18 protein-coding genes and 1 pseudogene are annotated in these 18,832 nt (G+C 40.9%); 8 read left to right on the top strand and 11 right to left on the bottom strand.

Translation table 11 applies throughout. The features are described 5' to 3' along the window. Window positions 1-239 (top strand): EamA family transporter (locus tag M595_RS30305; RefSeq protein WP_023069293.1); only part of this gene is annotated, 239 nt, incomplete at its 5' end. A gap of 4 nt (window positions 240-243) precedes the next feature. Here the strand turns inward: M595_RS30305 and M595_RS24785 are convergent. The 4 genes from M595_RS24785 to M595_RS24765 all read right to left on the bottom strand — a co-directional run bounded on the left by M595_RS24785 (window position 244) and on the right by M595_RS24765 (window position 5,121). After that, window positions 244-846, bottom strand: a complete 603-nt coding sequence (locus M595_RS24785; protein ID WP_023069300.1) for a glutathione S-transferase family protein — start codon at window positions 844-846, stop codon at window positions 244-246. 610 nt (window positions 847-1,456) lie between these two features. Continuing rightward, entirely contained in the window at window positions 1,457-2,944 is a 1,488-nt protein-coding gene (locus M595_RS24775; protein WP_023069291.1) for a TldD/PmbA family protein, read from the bottom strand. Between the two features lie 158 nt (window positions 2,945-3,102). Further along, a complete protein-coding gene (locus M595_RS24770) occupies window positions 3,103-4,017 on the bottom strand; it encodes an ABC transporter permease (RefSeq protein ID WP_023069304.1) in 915 nt (304 codons plus the stop codon). Window positions 4,018-4,161: 144 nt separating this feature from the next. Next, window positions 4,162-5,121 carry an ABC transporter permease gene (locus tag M595_RS24765; protein WP_023069290.1) on the bottom strand — a complete coding sequence of 320 codons (960 nt, stop codon included), beginning with the start codon at window positions 5,119-5,121 and terminating at the stop codon, window positions 4,162-4,164. Between the two features lie 398 nt (window positions 5,122-5,519). Here M595_RS24765 and M595_RS24760 point away from each other — a divergent pair, with 398 nt between their 5' ends. Then, the gene (locus M595_RS24760; protein ID WP_023069297.1) at window positions 5,520-5,894 is read left to right on the top strand and encodes a hypothetical protein; all 375 of its coding nucleotides are present in this window, start codon (window positions 5,520-5,522) and stop codon (window positions 5,892-5,894) included. 154 nt (window positions 5,895-6,048) lie between these two features. Continuing rightward, the gene (locus M595_RS24755; RefSeq protein ID WP_023069292.1) at window positions 6,049-6,453 is read left to right on the top strand and encodes a DUF4346 domain-containing protein; all 405 of its coding nucleotides are present in this window, start codon (window positions 6,049-6,051) and stop codon (window positions 6,451-6,453) included. Between the two features lie 86 nt (window positions 6,454-6,539). Here M595_RS24755 and psb30 read toward each other — a convergent pair whose 3' ends face one another. Continuing rightward, the gene (gene psb30, locus M595_RS29710) at window positions 6,540-6,671 is read right to left on the bottom strand and encodes a photosystem II reaction center protein Ycf12/Psb30 (RefSeq protein ID WP_023069302.1); all 132 of its coding nucleotides are present in this window, start codon (window positions 6,669-6,671) and stop codon (window positions 6,540-6,542) included. A gap of 221 nt (window positions 6,672-6,892) precedes the next feature. Between psb30 and M595_RS24750 the strand changes: the two genes are divergently transcribed. Further along, window positions 6,893-7,471, top strand: a complete 579-nt coding sequence (locus M595_RS24750) for a Uma2 family endonuclease (protein ID WP_023069301.1) — start codon at window positions 6,893-6,895, stop codon at window positions 7,469-7,471. A 309-nt stretch (window positions 7,472-7,780) separates the two neighbouring features. After that, window positions 7,781-10,708, top strand: coding sequence for an isoleucine--tRNA ligase (gene ileS, locus M595_RS24745; RefSeq protein ID WP_052001892.1), 2,928 nt, complete (start codon window positions 7,781-7,783; stop codon window positions 10,706-10,708). Between the two features lie 198 nt (window positions 10,709-10,906). On the opposite strand, the gene M595_RS24740 is transcribed toward ileS, so the two are convergent. Together M595_RS24740 and queG are read right to left on the bottom strand one after the other, a co-directional pair. Further along, on the bottom strand, window positions 10,907-12,130 hold the full coding sequence (locus M595_RS24740; RefSeq protein ID WP_023069287.1) for a cation:proton antiporter: 1,224 nt from the start codon (window positions 12,128-12,130) through the stop codon (window positions 10,907-10,909). A gap of 262 nt (window positions 12,131-12,392) precedes the next feature. Continuing rightward, entirely contained in the window at window positions 12,393-13,319 is a 927-nt protein-coding gene (gene queG, locus M595_RS24735; protein ID WP_023069299.1) for a tRNA epoxyqueuosine(34) reductase QueG, read from the bottom strand. 232 nt (window positions 13,320-13,551) lie between these two features. On the opposite strand from queG, the gene M595_RS24730 reads away from it, so the two are divergent. After that, window positions 13,552-14,064: an orange carotenoid protein N-terminal domain-containing protein gene (locus M595_RS24730; protein WP_023069294.1), complete on the top strand. Its 513-nt coding sequence runs from the start codon at window positions 13,552-13,554 to the stop codon at window positions 14,062-14,064. Between the two features lie 109 nt (window positions 14,065-14,173). After that, window positions 14,174-14,602 (top strand): nuclear transport factor 2 family protein, encoded by a 429-nt coding sequence (locus M595_RS24725; protein WP_023069298.1) that lies wholly within the window; start codon window positions 14,174-14,176, stop codon window positions 14,600-14,602. 19 nt (window positions 14,603-14,621) lie between these two features. Here the strand turns inward: M595_RS24725 and M595_RS24720 are convergent, their stop codons facing one another. The 4 genes from M595_RS24720 to rsmH all read right to left on the bottom strand — a co-directional run bounded on the left by M595_RS24720 (window position 14,622) and on the right by rsmH (window position 18,408). Continuing rightward, window positions 14,622-15,056 carry a hypothetical protein gene (locus M595_RS24720; protein WP_023069289.1) on the bottom strand — a complete coding sequence of 145 codons (435 nt, stop codon included), beginning with the start codon at window positions 15,054-15,056 and terminating at the stop codon, window positions 14,622-14,624. Between the two features lie 177 nt (window positions 15,057-15,233). After that, window positions 15,234-15,683 carry an ATP-binding protein gene (locus tag M595_RS24715; RefSeq protein ID WP_023069295.1) on the bottom strand — a complete coding sequence of 150 codons (450 nt, stop codon included), beginning with the start codon at window positions 15,681-15,683 and terminating at the stop codon, window positions 15,234-15,236. Further along, a complete protein-coding gene (locus M595_RS24710; RefSeq protein WP_023069305.1) occupies window positions 15,673-17,376 on the bottom strand; it encodes a SpoIIE family protein phosphatase in 1,704 nt (567 codons plus the stop codon). The genes M595_RS24715 and M595_RS24710 overlap by 11 nt, the downstream gene beginning before the upstream one ends. 129 nt (window positions 17,377-17,505) lie before the next feature. Next, on the bottom strand, window positions 17,506-18,408 hold the full coding sequence (gene rsmH / locus M595_RS24705) for a 16S rRNA (cytosine(1402)-N(4))-methyltransferase RsmH (protein WP_023069288.1): 903 nt from the start codon (window positions 18,406-18,408) through the stop codon (window positions 17,506-17,508). 231 nt (window positions 18,409-18,639) lie between these two features. Between rsmH and M595_RS24700 the strand changes: the two are divergent. Beyond that, window positions 18,640-18,832: pseudogene (locus M595_RS24700) on the top strand (NAD(P)H-quinone oxidoreductase subunit H); the annotation flags it as partial.

Genomic DNA, 18,832 nt, shown 5'->3' with positions numbered 1-18,832 from the left:
GTGCTTCTGAGATTTCTTTAGCGAATTCTTTTGCTCCTATTGCCGGAGTTTTAGCCTCCTATTTAATTTTAGGAGAAGTTCCCACAACTCCTCAATATATTGGCGGAAGTGTGATTATTTTGGGAATTATTTTCAATCAAATTGGTGTTTCTAAAGTTCCCTCTCAACCGTCCGAACTTCCCCCTTTAGATCGCTCAACCGAAGATATAGATCGAACTGTTGGATTTAAAGGAGTTTAGACAATTATTCAGTGATACTGATATAATTAGGCTGTTCTTTTACCCGATTAATCCAAGCAGAAATCGCCGGAAAATGAGTTAAATCAAACCCCCCTTCATGGGCAACATGAGTATAAGCAAATAAACAAATATCCGCAATAGTATAGTGATCTCCCCCAAAAAAAGGATGATCTTTTAACTGGTTTTCCATCACTCCTAATGCCGCATAACCCAAGGGTTGTTTTTGTTCTAAAGCTTGTTTATATTCCTCTGGTTTTCCGACAATAGAAATCCAATAACGAGAAGTGGCAATATAGGGTTCATGGCTGTATTGTTCAAAAAACATCCATTGCATCACTTGTGCTTGTTCAAACTTATCCGTTGGGAAAAAATCTGTGTCTTGACTAAAATAGTATAAAACGGCATTAGATTCGGGTAAAAATTTTCCCGGTTCAAGTTCTAAAAGCGGAACTCGTCCATTAGGATTTTTACTTAAAAATTCTGGAGTGCGACTTTCCTTTTTCAAAATATCAACTGTAATTCGTTCAAACGGAATCTCTAATTGGGTTAACAATAACCGAATTTTATAACAATTTCCAGAAGACGGATATTCGTATAATTTTATCATCGTTTATGTTCTCCCGTTGGTGACGTAAAACTCATTCTATGGCAAGACCACGAATCCTAAATAATCCCTAATTTAAAAAATAGAAAAAAATCATGATTTTATTGTACAATAAGTAGGAGATTTTCTGCGATAATCAGTACAATAACTTAGAGAAACAATGACAGACAACACCAATACCTACTTACTTTTTGATGGCAGCATGACCTTTTCAGGTACTCCCGAGGATATCACATATGCCCTCTGGAAAACCTCTAAGGGTCACAAAAACCTAGAAAATATACAAGAGTACATGGAGTGGCAAAAGCGCACCTGCCAAGAAATATCGGGGTACTCAGTCGATACTAGCAGTTACGAGCAATTCGTAAGTTCATTGGCGAGTAACGGGTTTCTGACTCCAGTGGATAATATGGATTAATTGAACGGCAATGTTCTTGTGTGGTATTTTTAGCCCCCTGGGATGCTTGTTTACTGGAGTTTAGACGATTTATTGATGGTAAAATCAATTCTCTAATAATGCTGTAAATCAAAAAAGGGCGATCGCAGTTTCTAAACTTCAAAAAGCGATCGCTCTTTTAACCCAACTGATATGATCTCCTCCCTTTCTTTAGAATTACGAAGCGCCACCAATGTGAATATCTCGTACTCGTACCGGAACACAAGCATGAGTCATTTGTGCCAGTTGAATGGGTTCACCTTTTCCACAGTAACTTGTTCCCAATTGTTCCCGTTCAGACTCAGGGCCAATCGCATCAATTTTATTCCAAAATTCTGTCGTCATGGCGTGATAGGTGACATCTTTTAACATTCCCACCACTTTACCGTTTTTTACCTGCCAAAACGCATCCCCTCCAAATTGGAAATTACGCCGTTGTTGATCGATAGAAAAACTCCCAATTCCATCAATTAAAATCCCATCTTCGGTATCGGCGATCATCTCGTCTAAAGTAGCGGTATGACTGCCATTTTCTGGCCCGGGTTCTAAGCCTAAATTGGGAATGCGTACCATCGGCACACTTGACCAACTATCAGCATAAGCACAGCCATTACTACTTCCTCGTCCGAGTCGATAAGCCGTTTCGCGATCTGTTAAATAATCCACTAAAATTCCGTCTTTAACCACATACCAATCTTGTGCCGGAACGCCTTCATCATCATACCCCATTGTACTGCGTCCACCGGCTTGAGTGCGATCGCATTTAAAGTTTACCCAAGGGGCAGCATATTGCAGTTTATTGAGTTGATCTGTGGTTGCAAAACTGGTGCCTGCAAAATTAGATTCATAGCCATAAACCCGATCTAATTCAGTTGGATGTCCGACAGATTCATGAATCGTTAAATAGAGGTTTGACGGCTTTAGAATCAGCGTCGAAAGAATACCAGACGGCCCTTTAGGTGCATGAACTTTTTCGATTACTTCTTCAGCCACTCTCTCAACTTGATTGCTTAAATCTGTAAGATCAATATGTTCGTAACCAATATTTAAAGGCGGACGTTCGTAACCCCGAGTTTGTGCATCTCCATTGGCAACTGCGGTACAATTAAAACCGGGATAACTGCGGTAAATGGTTTGTTCAATCAGAGAACCCACTGTAGACGCAAAGAGTTTATCTTCTTGAATGAATTGTAGATAAGATGTTGCTTTTTTGATGCCTTGTTCTTCGTAAGCGAGTAACCGTTCATTGAGGTTCAATAAAAACTCAGCTTTCTCAGCAATTGGAATCGTAAAAGGATCAATTTTAATCGGGGTAACGTAGCTATCTTGATAGGCTTCAACCGGAACAAGCTGCACAGGATTTTGTAGGGAAAGACGGCTTCCTTTAGCAATATCAACCGCTAAATTAACAATTCGAGTTACTTCTTCGGGTGTTTTGCGATAACTAGCAGCGAACCCCCAAGCCCCTTTAAGAAGAACTCGTACTCCAAAACCGGAACTCACATTATCTTCGAGACGACTTAAAGAGCGATCGCGAGCAAAGAGGTTTTGTTTCCGATAAGTGCAGAAGCGAACATCTCCATATTCACATCCGGCTTGACGAATTAAATCAATAGCGAGGGTTGCTAATTCTGTTGTAGTTTGGCGGGTCGGTGCTTGTACCATATCGTGGTTTTTGATTTATACAATTATTGTAGTTCATATATGTTAAACGTTTTCACCAAATTTGCACAGTTTGAGGATCACATTTAAAGTAAATTTCATTTAAAATAAGACTAAACACGACTAGGAATCTTACCCATGACTCAGACAACTGCTTAAAATTATCGTTTAGACTGGGGATCGAGGGCATCTCTTAAACCATCTCCGACATAGTTAATACAAAGAACGGTTAAAAAGATAGCTAAACCCGGAAATAATGCCATATAGGGAGCGGTTTCAATATAGTTTTGAGCATCATAAAGCATCCGTCCCCACGTCGGAACATCGGGCGGAAATCCTAACCCTAAAAAACTCAGTGTTGATTCGGTAATAATTGCATTTCCGACGGCTAAAGTTGCAGCGACAATAATCGGACTAAGAACATTGGGGAGAATATGAACCCAAATTAAACGAGAAGATTTTGCACCGATAGCTTTCGCCGCCATCACAAAATCCATTTCTTTTGTTGTTAAAAAACTGGCTCGAACTAATCTCGCGACTGACATCCAAGTTAATCCGCCTACCACAAAAACAATTAACAGAAAAATGCCGACTTCTGGCCCGGCAATTGCTTTCATGGGTTCGCGAAATAGATAGATTACCAGTAACAATAAAGGTAACTGAGGTAAAGAGATAAATAAATCGGTCATTCGCATCAATAAACTCTCAATAATTCCCCCATAAAACCCCGAAATTGCTCCGACTAATGTTCCCACAAAAATAGCCACGATCATCGCCGCCACACCAACGGTTAAAGAAATTCGTCCTCCTGCTAACATTCGAGCCAGTTGATCTTGTCCGAGATCATTTGTTCCAAAAGGGTGTTCCCAACTCGGAGGAGAGGTAGAATTTCCAAAGTCGATTGTATCAATCGGTGTGGTATAAATAAACGGCCCAAAGACAACAGAAATAATAATTAAAAGTAAAACAATTATTCCTAAAACTGCCATTTTATCCCGTTTAAATCGTCGCCAAGCATCACCCCAAAGTGTTCGGGGTTTTGTTAGATTAGATTGAGATTGATTAATAGAAGTCATTACAAGCCGAACAACAGTTAGAACAAGAACGTTTACGATCAAGCAGGTTAGAGGAGTTATTACGAGCCGCAGGAATTGATCCGGAACAAAACAGTTAATTGACAATTTTTCACGCCTCAAGGGTGGTGCTTAAATCACCCTTTTTTATTGGTATTGAATGCGAGGATCTAAAATTCCATATAAAATATCAGCCATTAAATTAAAGACTACCACTAAAATTGCATAAATAAACGTAATCGCCATTACAACTGGGGTATCACTGCGATAAATCGATTCAATTAATAATGCTCCAATCCCAGGTATTCTAAAGATTTGTTCGGTGATTAATGCGCCCGTAAACAAACTGGGAATATCTAACGCAATTAACGTGACAACCGGAATCAAAGCATTGCGTAAAACATGAGCTTGAATGACTGTAAAATTCGGTAATCCTTTTGCATAAGCGGTGCGAACATAATCTTGATTTAACTGTTCTAACATGGCAGATCGAATAAACCGCATCAACACCGCAGATTGATATAAAGCTAATACACAAATTGGCATAATTGACTGTTTTATCTGTTCAATTAAAGTTTGCAAGTTTGTCACTTCTAAGGTACTATTGTAAATAAACGGAAACCAATTTAACTGAACGCTAAAAATGATGATGAACAGTAATCCTGTGAAAAAAGGAGGTAATGAAAACCCTAAAAAAGCAAAAGTTGTCGCAATTTGATCAAAAATAGAATAGCGTTTGATTGCAGAAATTATTCCCAGTGGAAACGCAATAAATACCGCCAATAAATAGGCTAAACCTGCTACCCATAAAGTCGTTGGCAAGCGTTGTAAAATCAATTCGCTCACAGGGCTACGACTGGTAAATGAATAGCCCATATCACCTTGAATAAATGCCCAAGCCCACTTGATATATCGAATTGGCAAAGGTTGATCTAAACCCAAAGAACGACGAATATTTTCTCTAACTTCTGCTGTAATTGAAGGATTGGTCGCGAATTCTCCCATCGGATCTCCTGGCGCGAGCGCTAAAATCGCAAATACAACAATACTAATGGCGATTAAAGTCGGAATTGCACTCAGAAGACGATTAATTATATATCGTGTCATAGATTTTTAATGTTAATAATCATACTTGCTACTTTGATTTCAACAGAACATTACTGAAAACTCATTTATTATAGAAGATATTCAGGATCGATTACACTCAAATTTTTCGGAATAGCTAGCTCAAATGATCAGAACATGAGCATTTTAAGGTCTAATTATATAGAGTGAACCCCAATAGTGTTATTATTGTTAGTGATCACCATTTGTCAAATTTAACCATTTCTATTGTGATTTTCTCGGGTTCTCATCCTTACCCCGACTTCATTCACTTGCGAACTTGCTATAGGTATAAATTTAGAATCCTTCTAGAGAGAGAGGGTAAGTTACTTCTTCGTTTGTTATCTTAGTGAAGGACTTTTTAAGTTCAGAAATTTTTAATCACTAGGAGATTATAGAGAATGGATTGGATGAAAAGATTTTGGCATCGATTCAGTCAGATGACTGTAATGACTGTATTAGTAAGTGGGCTTTGGATATTGGGACTTTCTCTCACTCCCGCTCAAGCAGCAACGAATGGAATGGGATATGCTGATGAGACTGGTGTCACTGGAGAACGCTTGAGTGCGGTTATCAACTGTTTACCCGAGGAGTTGAGTGAACCTGATTTAGGTCGAGCCTTAAAAGAGATGGGAAATGATTATTTAGAACGCACTTTTCAACTCAAAGATAATCCGAAACTCAACCAAGCAGAAATTGAATTTAGTCAGTGTTTAGAGGGAAAAGGATACAGCATGAGAGCTGAACAATTTCGCAATCTTAAACAAGAATCATAATCAATTAAAATAAACTCAAGTATCTATCTAACTAATTATTGAGTTTGTGTTCCCTCAGCTTCTGGGTGAAGTTGGGGAAAATTTGCGTGCTGATTACCATCTGCCTCATCCTAGAGGTATAATTAGAGGTTCAGATCTGTAATGTTTGGCAACTGTGTCTATTCAATCTAGTTCAAAAATACCGACGGCTGAAAAAATCAAAGCGATTGATGATCAGCTTTCCCAACGCTTTATTCATCTTGATCCGGCAGGTTACTTTATCATTTATGTTGATCAAGAAGCGGCTCTAATTTGTGCAGAACACTATACAAATAATATCAACGATCAGGGACTTGCTGTTGATCCGGAGACAGGTGAACCTTTCTCTTGTACCGGAAGTTTGAAGCGTCAACCCACCGCAGTATTTAAGGGTAGAACTGCGAAAGAATTGGGCATCAAAATAACTGAAGAAACTGATTCTTGTCCGTTAAGCACTTTTGATCATGCACTTTACTTAGGACGAGAGTTTATGCGGGCAGAAATCGCACTCACCACTGAACAAGAGTATGTTCAAGACTAAGATCAATCACTGATCAATTCGCTCTTATCTGGGGGATGGGTAAGAATAACCCAAATCGTTACCCTAGCCCCCAGAATAAACTTTTTTTACAGGTCGCCACCGCGAAAAGCCAGCAAAAAGATGACCACAGGGCCAGCAATGACAATCAGTGCTAACATCGTAAGCTGTGCGATCAGTTCAAAGTTGATGCTGCTGAAAAAGTTAGTGATAAAGTCCATTTTTCCTCCCGAAGAAAGCTAGTAAATGTATGAAAGATTTAGTCGTTATGCTAAGAACCAACTGTTAATCATACAGGCGATCGCACAGTTTTTTAATAATCGTTACAAAACTCAATATTAACCCCATCCCCCACTCGCCTCTCCTAAAAAGCGAGATTGACCTTTTGTCAACGACAAGTTGGGCTTCAAAGCAGGCAACAAATAAGGATAGGATTCTAACGATGACTGCTTATACCATTAATTTTAGTTCTGTTTGTCAAATGAGTGACGAACAATTTTATCAGCTTTGCCGTAATAACCCCGATATTAAGTTTGAACGAAATGCAACCGGAGAATTGATTGTTATGTCGCCAACGGGGGGAGAAACCGGAAATCGTAATATTGAAATTGCTGGAGATTTTGTCTTCTGGAATCGTCAAAATAAACTCGGTAAACTGTTTGATTCTTCTACCTGTTTTCAACTTCCCAACGGTGCAAATCGTTCTCCTGATATCGCCTGGATCAACCAATTAAGATGGGATCAACTTACCCCAGAAGAAAAAGAGAAATTTCCCCCAATTGCACCTGATTTCGTGCTAGAGTTGATGTCTCCTTCTGATAGTTTGAAATCGACACAATCAAAAATGCAAGAATATATAGATAATCAAGTAAAATTGGGTTGGTTGATAGAACGAAAAAACCGTTATATTGAAATTTATCGTTTAGGAAAATCAGTAGAACGGTTGAATTCTCCCACAACTTTATCAGGAGAGGAAGTATTACCGGGTTTTGTTCTTAACTTAAAAATAGTCTGGGGTTGAACTTTACTTAAAAATATAATATATTTTATGATCGCCCATTTCAAGTCCGAATTTATGACGGCTAAAGCCTATCTAAAGTGGGAATAAAAACAAGTTAAGCTTAAAAACCTTTAAAAAATCAACCCAAAAATCAGTATTTGTGATTCGCAGCAGTAGCATTGGTGGAGTCAATCAACTTGACCAATATGTATTATACTTGCAACATAGTGTTATTACATCTAACAGACAATGACGCAATCTGACAGCGCCGTAGACTTCTACGGTAGACTAAAGGTTGTATTGCAAGCTGGCCACAAATAAGGGTAAATCATGGCTGAACGTAGCGATGTAAACGGAAAAGAACAAGAAAAGGCAGCCAAATCCTACAAAGATACGGTGAACCTGCCAAAGACAAAGTTTGATATGCGGGCAAACGCTGTCAAACGCGAACCCCAATTACAAAAATTTTGGGCAGAAAATCAAATTTATGAACGCCTTGCCGAAAACAATCCGGGCGATGCGTTTATTTTACACGACGGGCCGCCCTATGCCAATGGTGCGCTACATATTGGTCACGCCCTCAATAAAATTCTTAAAGATATTATTAATCGTTACCAACTTTTGCAAGGGCGAAAAGTGCGTTATGTTCCGGGTTGGGACTGTCACGGCTTGCCGATTGAATTGAAAGTTTTACAACAAATGAAACAGTCAGAACGGGAAGAACTCACCCCGTTAAAACTGCGTCAAAAAGCCAAAGAATTCGCCTTAGAAACGGTTAATCAACAACGAGAATCCTTCAAAAGATATGGCGTTTGGGGCGATTGGGATCACCCCTATTTAACCCTAAACCCGGAATACGAAGCCGCCCAAATTGGGGTATTTGCCCAGATGGTTCTCAAGGGTTATATCTATCGAGGATTAAAGCCCGTTCATTGGAGTCCGAGTTCAAAAACGGCATTAGCTGAAGCTGAATTAGAATATCCAGACGGGCATATTTCTCGCAGTTTATTTGCGGCATTTCCTATTACCAGTTTGGCGGAATCAGTCAAGTCAGAACTCACCCCATTTCTGCCCGATTTAGGAGTCGCAATCTGGACAACAACACCCTGGACAATTCCCGGAAATTTAGCCGTTTCTTTAAATCCAGAATTAACTTATGCTGTCGTAGAAACCGATAAAAATGCTGAACATCCGATTCAGTTTAAATATTTGTTAGTTGCGGCAGAATTGGTTGAACGACTATCCGCAACCTTCGACCAAAATCTAACCGTAAAAGCGACAGTTAAAGGCGAAAATTTAGAACATTCGACCTACAAACATCCCCTATTTGATCGCGAAAGTCCGGTAGTAATTGGGGGAGATTATGTCACAACAGAATCCGGTACTGGACTTGTTCACACCGCCCCCGGTCATGGTCAAGATGACTTTATCGTTGGTCAACGCTATGGTTTAGCTGTATTGTGTCCGGTGGATGCGGATGGAAACTTTACCGAAGAAGCGGGAGAATTTGCGGGTTTAAATGTTCTCAAAGATGCCAACGAAGCGGTTATTCAGGCATTACAAAAAGCGGGTTCATTAATCAAAGAAGAACCCTACTCACATAAATATCCCTACGATTGGCGAACCAAAAAACCAACCATTTTTAGGGCAACTGAACAGTGGTTTGCCTCCGTTGAAGGGTTCCGCGAAGAAGCCTTAAAAGCTATTCAAAATGTGCGTTGGATTCCCGCCCAGGGTGAAAACCGCATCACGCCAATGGTTGCCGAACGTTCAGATTGGTGTATCTCCCGACAACGCAGTTGGGGCGTACCGATTCCTGTTTTTTACGATGAAGAAACGGGCGAACATTTAATGAATGAAGAAACGATTTCTCACGTTCAAAATATTATCGCTGAAAATGGTTCTGATGCGTGGTGGGAAATGTCCGTTGAGGAATTATTACCCGAAAAATATCGCCAAGATGCGGCAAAATATCGCAAAGGAACCGATACAATGGATGTTTGGTTTGACTCCGGTTCTTCCTGGGCTGCGGTTGCCAAACAACGGGGGTTGGGTTATCCCGTCGATATCTATTTAGAGGGTTCCGATCAACACCGAGGTTGGTTTAATTCCAGCTTGTTAACTAGCGTTGCAAATTACGGTCACGCCCCCTACAAAACGGTATTAACTCATGGATTTGTCTTGGATGAAAAAGGACATAAAATGAGTAAATCTTTGGGGAATGTTGTTGACCCGGCGATTGTAATTGAAGGTGGTAAAAACCAACAAAAAGACCCCCCCTACGGTGCCGATATTTTGCGGTTGTGGGTATCATCGGTTGATTATTCGGCAGATGTACCGTTAGGTGGAAATATCCTCAAACAGATGTCGGATATCTACCGCAAAATTAGAAATACAGCCAGATTTTTAATTGGGAACTTGCATGATTTTGACCCAGAAAAAGATGCGGTTGCTTACGAAGATTTGCCGGATTTAGACCAATATATGCTGCATCGGATCACGGAAGTTTTTACTGAAATAAAAGATGCGTTCGATCAGTTTCAATTCTTCCGTTTCTTCCAAACCGTTCAGAATTTCTGCGTTGTCGATCTGTCTAATTTTTACCTCGATATTGCCAAAGATCGGCTGTATATTAGTGCGGAGAATACTTTGCGACGTCGCAGTTGTCAAACGGTGTTAGCAATTGCTTTAGAAAACCTCGCCAAAGCTATTTCACCTGTTCTCTGTCACATGGCGGAAGATATTTGGCAAAATTTACCCTATTCCACTCCTTATTCATCTGTATTCGAGTCGGGTTGGGTGAAATTGGAGGAGAATTGGAAACAGCCTCAACTTGCTAAATTCTGGCAAAAATTGCGGGAAATTCGCGCAAAAGTTAACCAAGTGATGGAAAAAGCGCGAAAAGAAAAGATGATTGGTTCGTCTCTAGAAGCGAAAGTTTTGCTGTATGTTGCGGATGAAAAACTACGCGAACAGTTGGACGAAATGAACCCATCAACCGCAAAATTAAAACAGTATAACGGCGTTGATCAGTTGCGTTACCTATTTATTTGTTCCCAGGTTGAACTGTTAGAAAATCCCAACAATTTAAAAGGACTTGAATACAGCGATGAGTCCGAAGACTTAGGGATTGGCATTGTCAAAGCCGACGGGGAAAAATGCGATCGTTGTTGGAATTATTCGGTTCATGTGGGAGAGTCTACTGAAGATCCAACTATTTGTGAACGTTGCGTCGCTGCTTTAGCGGGTGAATTTTAAACCCAATAGTAGAGTGCGTTAACATTATTTCATTTGACGTACTCTACTTTGTCAAACTACTGACATAAAACTTTTTATTTCTCATGTATCATTTCTGATGGAATCATCTCAAACAAATTGAAATTACTTGCTTGAGAACACCAATCATTGATTATGAAAAGTTAGAGTTAAAAGAATTGACAGTGTTCAATATTTTGTTTAACTTTGTAGATCAATATGTTTTTCATACCAATTCATTAAAGGGGTAGAACTGATACCATGAATAATAATAGAAACAGTAACGATGATGTAAACACTCCAAGCTATTAACTCCCCCACTGAACCTTGTAAACCTTCACCGAGAGCATAAGTTAAATAATAAATAGATCCCACCCCTCGAATTCCAAACCAGCCCAAAAGTAATCGTTTTAGGTTATGATAACGAGTCCCAATTGTAAATAGCCAAGCTCCCAGAGGTCGAACCACAAAAATTAATAATCCAGCAATCAAAATTGCAGCGGGAATATATTTAATAATGGGTTCAATTCGCAAAAGTGAACCTAACAACAAAATTGTTACAACTTCTAAAAGTTTCTCAACTTGCTCAATAAATTCTAGTTGGGAGAAAGGCTTGGCTTTCTGTTTATAACTCTTTCGCGCTACGATACCCGCAACAAATACGCCTAAAAAACCATATCCATTCACAAGTTCCGTCAAAGAATAGGTCGCGAGGATAATGCTAATTGCAATAAAATCCTCCATGATATCGTTAGTGGGTCGGATTTTGAGAAGTTTTCTATCTACCCAAACAATGCTTTGAGTGACAATAATTCCCATGACAATTCCTGCAAAAATTGCCCAAATTAAATCGATAACTACCCATTGTTTAAACCAATTTTGCCAATTATCATCTTTTAACCAATGTATACCAAAATAAACGAAGGGAAAAGCAAGTGCATCATTTAATCCTCCTTCAGATGTTAAACCAAAGCGCAGTTCGTCAGGATCATGGGGATGCTTAAGCTGAACTTCAGAGGCTAAAACAGGATCGGTAGGCGCAAGAATAGCACCGAATAGAATGGCTTCACCCCAACTTAATTTGAGGATAAAGTGAGTTATTACTGCAACTGCAAAGATAGAAAAAGGCATCAAACCAGCAATTAATCGGACTGTTATATTCCAAGAGGTTAGGTTTAACTGACGGTTCATTTTTAGTCCACAGCCAAAGAGAGAAATAATAACAACAAGCTCACTTAAACGTTCTAAAAATTCTGTATTAGGTCTGAGGTTTATTAAGTTTAATCCGTAGGGACTGAGAATGATTCCTACAGCTAAATAGATGACAGCATAGGACAAAGGTAAACGGGAAATCCAGCCCGACCCCCAAGTGACTCCCAGCAACAGTAGACTAATGACAAGTAAAATCAGGATATAAGTATCCATAAATGAATTTAAGATAGAGTAGATCACTTACCAAATTATTCGATTCGGCATTAATTATACTCTCTCATTAGGATGATGTCTTAAGATAGATTAAAAGATCATTGTCAACCCTTAAAAAAAATTAAAATCTACTGTTAGAATGATTCAGTTTATGATGTAGCAAATAAAAAAAATAGAGAATACAAAATTTATACAAAATATTTTAAAATAAGTAGAGACAATTCTAATAAAATCATAGAATCATCATTTCATTTGTATAAATTCATAACTCTTTTAAATTTTTTCGGGCATTTCGTTGCCACATTTGAGGTTTAATTCGTCGTAACGCTGAGGCGGTAAATTGTTCGTTCCATTTTTCTTCTGAAAGTTCAGCTAATTCACTTAATTTTGGGGCAATATTTCCCGGATACGGTTGAAACGCCTCCACGTCTGTTTCTTGGGCAAATCGTTGATTCCAAGGACAAACATCCTGACAAATATCACACCCGGCTACCCAACCTTTTAACTCAATATTCTCTGGTAACTGTTCGGCACGATTTTCAATTGTATGATAGGCTATACATCGATTGGCATCCACAACAAAGGGTTCTGTAATCGCATCCGTCGGACAAGCTTCAATACAGCGAGTACAAGTTCCACAATGTTCGGTATGAGGAGAATCAGGCGTTAATTCTAAATTCGTCAACACTTCTCCCAAAAACACCCAAGATCCATATTCTCGTGTAATCAGATTACTATTTTTCGCAATCCAACCGATACCCGCCCGTTGCGCCCAAACTTTATCTGATATTGGCCCTGTATCTGCATAATATCGCGCTTGAATGCCTTCCCCTTGGGCTTGCAACCAGGTGGAAAATGCTTTTAACTTCTTGTGCATCACCTTATGATAATCTCGTCCCCAACCATAACGAGAAATCTTGCCATATTCCGCGCCCTCCCGACGTTCGTGAGGAGTGTAATAGTTCAACGCCACACAGATAACCGACTGTACCTCGGGCATGACTTGACGAATATCTTGACGCCGGGGGTTCGCCATCCAAGCCATCTCTGCTTGATAGCCTTGATTTAGCCAAGCCTGCAACCGTTCAACTTCGGCAATGGGTTCGATAACGCTCGCTATCCCAACTTTGTGAAATCCGAGCGTGAGGGCTTGCTGCTTAACTTGATTCGTCTGGACTGGGGGGTGCATGACCGTCGGTGTAGGGTTTATATAGCACAATTACATCTATCAATGTAGCGATCGCATTTACCTTCGGACATAAATTAGGTATAAAAATCTATGACAATTACAAATCAAATTGATTTGCAAGTTTTATTTGCAAATCTTAAATTAACGTTACATAATAAGAGTCAAGGGAAGCAAGACTCACCAAGGTCCGCTCCTGAGAATGGTTGTTTACCAAGGAGCCTTGAAAGCTGTTATGACTTTTACTACTGAGTCCTCAACTGCAAATTTTGCCAAAGTATTCGTTTCCAGCAATCCTAATGCTGTTGCCCGTGTAACCTCAGACTTCACAGCTCTCAATGTAGACGAGCAGCTTGCTGTTCTTTGGTTCCTGTACACCAAGATGGGTCGGACTATCACCCCCGCAGCGCCCGGCGCCGCCCGCCTCCAGTTTGCCGAAGGTCTGCTCAACGAGATCAAGCAGATGCCCCCTCAAGATCAACTCAAAGCCATGCGCGACATTGCGGCTTGTGTTAACACTCCGATCAGCCGCGCCTACGGTGTTCTCGGCACCAACACCAAGCTGGCATTTTGGTATCAGTTAGCCGAATGGATGAAAGAAGGGTCTGTAATTGGAGTACCCGCAGGTTATCCCGTTTCTCGCGCCTCAAGCCAAGCGATCGCCGCCATTGAGCAGTTAGAGTTCAGCCAACAAATTACCGTACTGCGGAATACAGTTGCAAACATGGGAATCGATCCCCTCGCCTAGTTAATTTTTGATAGAACCGGAGCAGCGATTACAGAACACGATCGCTGTTCTTTTGTTTTATTTGCTATTCTTAACGAAAGTTTTGAATTTAAAAACAACATTGAACGTTATGCAGACAAAAACCTTAACTCGTGCAGATTGTCTACTGCAAATAGAAGGAATCACAGAACCCCAAGTTCTACGATATTTTGAAACTCTCAACGCCGGAGATTTTCAGGAAACTGCGGCTCTATTTGCAGAAGATGGCATCTTAGAAGCGCCCTTTGAAGATCACCTTCACGGACAAGAGGCGATCGCCAACTATTTGGAGGCAGAAGCACGGGGAATGCGGCTTAAACCCTTGGAGGGAGTTGGTCAAACCTTGGAGAATGGTCGGCGGCAAATTCGAGTCATGGGGAAAGTCAGAACACCTTTGTTTTGGGTAAATGTGGCTTGGCAGTTTATCTTGCATCCCGGCGGGGAAATTGCCGTTGTTACCGTTAAACTGCTGGCTTCTCTCCAAGAGTTATTTAACTTACAAAACAAGTCTGATCATTAGGATTAAAACCTAATAAAATCTAAGCTTTAGCGGGAAGTTGTAGAGAACGGGCTAATAATTCTCGTCCTAACTCGACATCTTTAGTCGAACATTTCCAATCAGGATGGCTGGTCATAAGTAAGCTTTCTACCGTCTCTTGATCAAACAAATGCCAAACTTTAACGGGTTCGTTTTGATCTTCGATCGCGTAGCAGTTTTCACTGATGCAATAGATTATACAGCTTCCGGCCGCTCGCTCAATGGTCATTTGTTGTCCCGGTTGCAGCGATCGCCAAGCCAGAATCATTTGTTTAAATTCTGTTGCCGACGATACCATTAAGCCCGGTAGAATTGCCGTTAACTGTTGATCCCCGTTGACCTGAACCCAATAATGACGGGAAGGATCAATTCCCTTTAACCAAGGATTTTCATCATCTAAGCGATAGCGAGGGGCAAGCGGAAATAGCTGATTCACCACAGTCTCCTGTCTTTGAAGTATCATTAAAACTTATTATTAATATTATTGACTTAACCCTCAAAAATATTGCAACTAAAATTTACAAAAATTAAAATTGAGTGGATTTTAGTTGACTGTTGTTAAGAAAATGACGGCATAACGGTTTAAACTTCATCCAGACCATCCCATCAATCTTCAAGCTTGGAGTTGTTGAGACTCATCAACTTTTTCTCCGAGACTGACTTCCAGACGCAGACAGTTATGACCATTATTAATTTGTAAAGAATAGTCAACTCTGTCCATTAATCGATTCATAATCAGCCAGCCATAGCCACTTTCTTGTCGGTCTTCCGGGTCGGGTTGCTTGTATTTACCCACTTCATAACCCGTTCCACAATCCCAAACTTCCAGAGCAATATCTCGGTTTTGCAACTCTAGACGAATCACAATCGGCAAATGGGGTTGATCTTTGTGAGCATGACGAATAACATTTGAGTAGGCTTCCGCCAGTACCAAACGAAACCGATTGGATTGACGAGGCCAGTCAATATGACTACCCAACTCAACTTCCAAACTGCTCAACAGCCAATTTTCCACAACGGTTAAAAATCGAATATCGCTCGGCACATGAAGCTCAGTTTTCATCGGTGAATAAGACCTCCAGTGCAAGTATTGTTTGGTCATCTTCCTGAATCGAATTCGATTCCCGGACAAAGGCAAGTAAATTATCCAAATTTAAAGGCTCCTTTTGTTGTACCAGAAGCTGCCATAATCCCTCTTGATGAAGCATCTTTCGGGTTTGAGTTTCATCCTCCTGACTCTGCTGAAGAACCGTCGCTTCTGTAATCCCATCACTGGTGAGTAGAAAAATATCTCCCGTTGACAGATTCAAACTCCCAATCTTACCGCGCCAAGCCGGGAGAATCCCCAAAGGAATTCCTCGGGCTTTGAGAAAATTGGGTTCTACCGTAATCGCAGAATCACCCTGAGTCGTTTGTTCCAGTAGCATTTTCTGAGACCAAACGAGCGGATAAATATGTCCAGCATTCGCATAAATCAACTCTCCAGTCGTGGGAGTATAACGAGCCAACACCATTGTAATAAAGTGATTGTTGCTAATCAGATCATCCGCCAAAATCCGATTGAGATTGTGCATCACCTGTTCTGGGTCAGGAGATGACTCTTGAGACAGTTCTCGGCGAATCACGGACATGGCACTCGCCATAAACAAAGCCGCCGGCACCCCTTTACCCGATACATCTCCTAAAGCAACCCAAACATCACCTTGAGAATGAACATAAACCTCAAAAAAATCGCCTCCGACTTCTCGCGCCGGATAGCAGCAGGCTTGCACCTTAACACTGTGTAAATCCGGCCAACTTTGTCGGAGTAAATTCCCCTGAATTTGACGAGCGACTTCCAACTCCGAGCGCATCTGTTCAGCCAGTTGCACAGTACGCTGATAAAGTCTAGCTTGAGACAACGCCAAAGCCGCCTGTTCGCTGACAGCTTCCAACAGTTTAATATCTTCATCAGACCAAGCATCGGCATCACTTTCTTGACAGAGAGCCAATACCGCCAGCAGATTCAACTGATAGCTCAGAGGAATGATAATTTGAACCAGATTATTATGATCGAGGGTTTGGAGAATCTTGGTTTCACGAGTTTCTATCGCCGCCTGCATCAACGATTCACTATCGGATAGCCAGTCGCTCTGCTGCGACTCCGCCTCATCAATCGGTGTATAGAAAAACACTTCGGGCAAGAGATTTCCATCCTCCACGGCTCGAACATAACACGCTTTAGCCTGAAACGTTTCTCCAAGAGTTTGAACAATCGTTTGCAGCATACTAGAGTAGTCTAACGACTCTCGCAAAGCACTGATCACATCGTTGTAAAGAGACTCTCGACGTAAAGCACGACGCAGAGAATTTGTCCGTTTTTTGGAGAACTTATAGGTTTCAGAAGCTTGTTGAATCACGGACTTGAGTGCTTCGGGACTCCAAGGCTTCGTGATATACTTAAACACCTGACCGGAGTTGATCGCCTCAACCAAATCTTCCACGTCAGTATAGCCCGTTAACAGAATACGAATCGTATCCGGAAAACGTTCAACCGTCTGACTTAAAAACTCCGTACCGTTCATTTCCGGCATTCGTTGATCTGAGATAATAATCGCCATCTCCCCTTCTTGTTGGAGGATTTCAAGAGCGTTGAGGGCGCTATCTGCTTTATAAACTCTAAACTCACGCCGAAACGTCCGGTATAACAAATCCAAGTTATCTTGTTCGTCATCAACTACCATTAGTTTCAGCTTGGACTGTTCTCCCCGACTCATGCGATTGGTTACTCCCAGGTAAATAAATTAGATGGATGAAGTTTGTACACCGTTTTGAGTTTGCTACACACTTTTATTTTTGATACTGATCAATACTGATCAATAAAATTACAATTTAAGGGTGAGTCATCAGATCGTTATCCGTTCAGCCAGTCTGAGTTTAGCAGATCGAGAGCGAGGATTATCAGCAATTTCTAGTGCTTGTGCTTGAATTGGCTTTTTCGTTAAAACTTGTAAATCCGAATCACTTTTAAAACTCTGTTTAACTCGCCGATCTTCTAAACTATGAAAACTAATCACCCCAATTCTACCCCCCAATTTTAGCCATTGTGGGGCGCGAGATAAAAAGGTTTCGAGGGCTGTTAGTTCTTGGTTAACCGCAATTCGCAGCGCTTGAAAAACACGAGTCGCCGGATGAATACGACCATAACGAGACTTGGGCGGATAACAAGACGCGATCACATCAGCAAGTTGAGTTGTAGTCTCAAACGGACGCTGTTGGACAATCCGTCTAGCAATGCGACGGGACAATCGTTCTTCGCCGTAGTGAAAAAAGATATCGGCTAGTTCTACCTCATCCCAAGTATTAATAATATCAGCCGCACTCAAAGATTGTTGCAAATTCATTCGCATATCCAACGGGGCGCTGTGGCGAAAGCTAAACCCCCGAGTTGGAGTATCAAGTTGATAAGAATTTACACCTAAATCGGCAATAATCCCATCAAACTGCATCCCTTGGGGTTGATAATCGGCAAAATTTCCTCGCCAAAACTGCACTCGATCTGCAAAACTGGGTTCAACTTCTGCTAATCTAGCACTCGTTGCGGCGATCGCCACTTCATCTTGATCAATCGCCGTGATTCGTACATCCGGCGCCGCTTGTAAGATCAACATACTATGACCTCCACCCCCAACTGTGGCATCCAAATAATGTCCACCTGCAACCACAAACAATCCCGCAATCAATTCTCGACTCAATACGGGAACATGAACAAAATTAACCGTTAATTCATTTATATTCAACTCAGGCATAGGAAATTAGGGAGTTCACAAGTTCACAAGTTGTGAGGTCAATCTTAGATTACAGGGGACACAAAAGAGGGATAATTGATAATTGATAATTGATCATTCATCACTGTTAACGGTCTAAACTCCCTATAATGACAAGGGAGACAAACAACCGTCAACAAACGCCATACATTCGTTGTATCGTCTACTTTTACAGTACCAGCATAAAACATTGAGGTTGAGAGGCAAACACCGATGAGTCGAATAGAAACCCGCACCGAACCGATGGTCATCAATATGGGGCCACACCACCCCTCTATGCACGGGGTTTTGCGGTTAATTGTCACCCTAGACGGAGAAGATGTCGTAGACTGTGAACCCGTACTCGGCTATCTTCATCGAGGGATGGAAAAAATTGCCGAAAGCCGCACCAATATCATGTATGTTC

The organism is Lyngbya aestuarii BL J (assembly GCF_000478195.2).
GTDB classification, from domain to species: domain Bacteria; phylum Cyanobacteriota; class Cyanobacteriia; order Cyanobacteriales; family Microcoleaceae; genus Capilliphycus; species Capilliphycus aestuarii.
The sequence above is the reverse complement of the archived record's forward strand: the minus strand, read 5'-3'. Positions and strand labels throughout refer to the sequence as shown.

What these genes read in the sequence shown, in the direction of transcription:
- M595_RS24740 (WP_023069287.1), bottom strand. Translation starts at nt 12,130, where the DNA reads ATGGATACTTATATCCTGATTTTACTTGTCATTAGTCTACTGTTGCTG.
- ileS (WP_052001892.1), top strand. Translation starts at nt 7,781, where the DNA reads ATGGCTGAACGTAGCGATGTAAACGGAAAAGAACAAGAAAAGGCAGCC.
- M595_RS24760 (WP_023069297.1), top strand. Translation starts at nt 5,520, where the DNA reads ATGGATTGGATGAAAAGATTTTGGCATCGATTCAGTCAGATGACTGTA.
- M595_RS24715 (WP_023069295.1), bottom strand. Translation starts at nt 15,683, where the DNA reads ATGAAAACTGAGCTTCATGTGCCGAGCGATATTCGATTTTTAACCGTT.
- M595_RS24775 (WP_023069291.1), bottom strand. Translation starts at nt 2,944, where the DNA reads ATGGTACAAGCACCGACCCGCCAAACTACAACAGAATTAGCAACCCTC.
- M595_RS24770 (WP_023069304.1), bottom strand. Translation starts at nt 4,017, where the DNA reads ATGACTTCTATTAATCAATCTCAATCTAATCTAACAAAACCCCGAACA.
- queG (WP_023069299.1), bottom strand. Translation starts at nt 13,319, where the DNA reads ATGCACCCCCCAGTCCAGACGAATCAAGTTAAGCAGCAAGCCCTCACG.
- psb30 (WP_023069302.1), bottom strand. Translation starts at nt 6,671, where the DNA reads ATGGACTTTATCACTAACTTTTTCAGCAGCATCAACTTTGAACTGATC.
- M595_RS24750 (WP_023069301.1), top strand. Translation starts at nt 6,893, where the DNA reads ATGACTGCTTATACCATTAATTTTAGTTCTGTTTGTCAAATGAGTGAC.
- M595_RS24785 (WP_023069300.1), bottom strand. Translation starts at nt 846, where the DNA reads ATGATAAAATTATACGAATATCCGTCTTCTGGAAATTGTTATAAAATT.
- M595_RS24725 (WP_023069298.1), top strand. Translation starts at nt 14,174, where the DNA reads ATGCAGACAAAAACCTTAACTCGTGCAGATTGTCTACTGCAAATAGAA.
- M595_RS24710 (WP_023069305.1), bottom strand. Translation starts at nt 17,376, where the DNA reads ATGAGTCGGGGAGAACAGTCCAAGCTGAAACTAATGGTAGTTGATGAC.
- M595_RS24765 (WP_023069290.1), bottom strand. Translation starts at nt 5,121, where the DNA reads ATGACACGATATATAATTAATCGTCTTCTGAGTGCAATTCCGACTTTA.
- M595_RS24730 (WP_023069294.1), top strand. Translation starts at nt 13,552, where the DNA reads ATGACTTTTACTACTGAGTCCTCAACTGCAAATTTTGCCAAAGTATTC.
- rsmH (WP_023069288.1), bottom strand. Translation starts at nt 18,408, where the DNA reads ATGCCTGAGTTGAATATAAATGAATTAACGGTTAATTTTGTTCATGTT.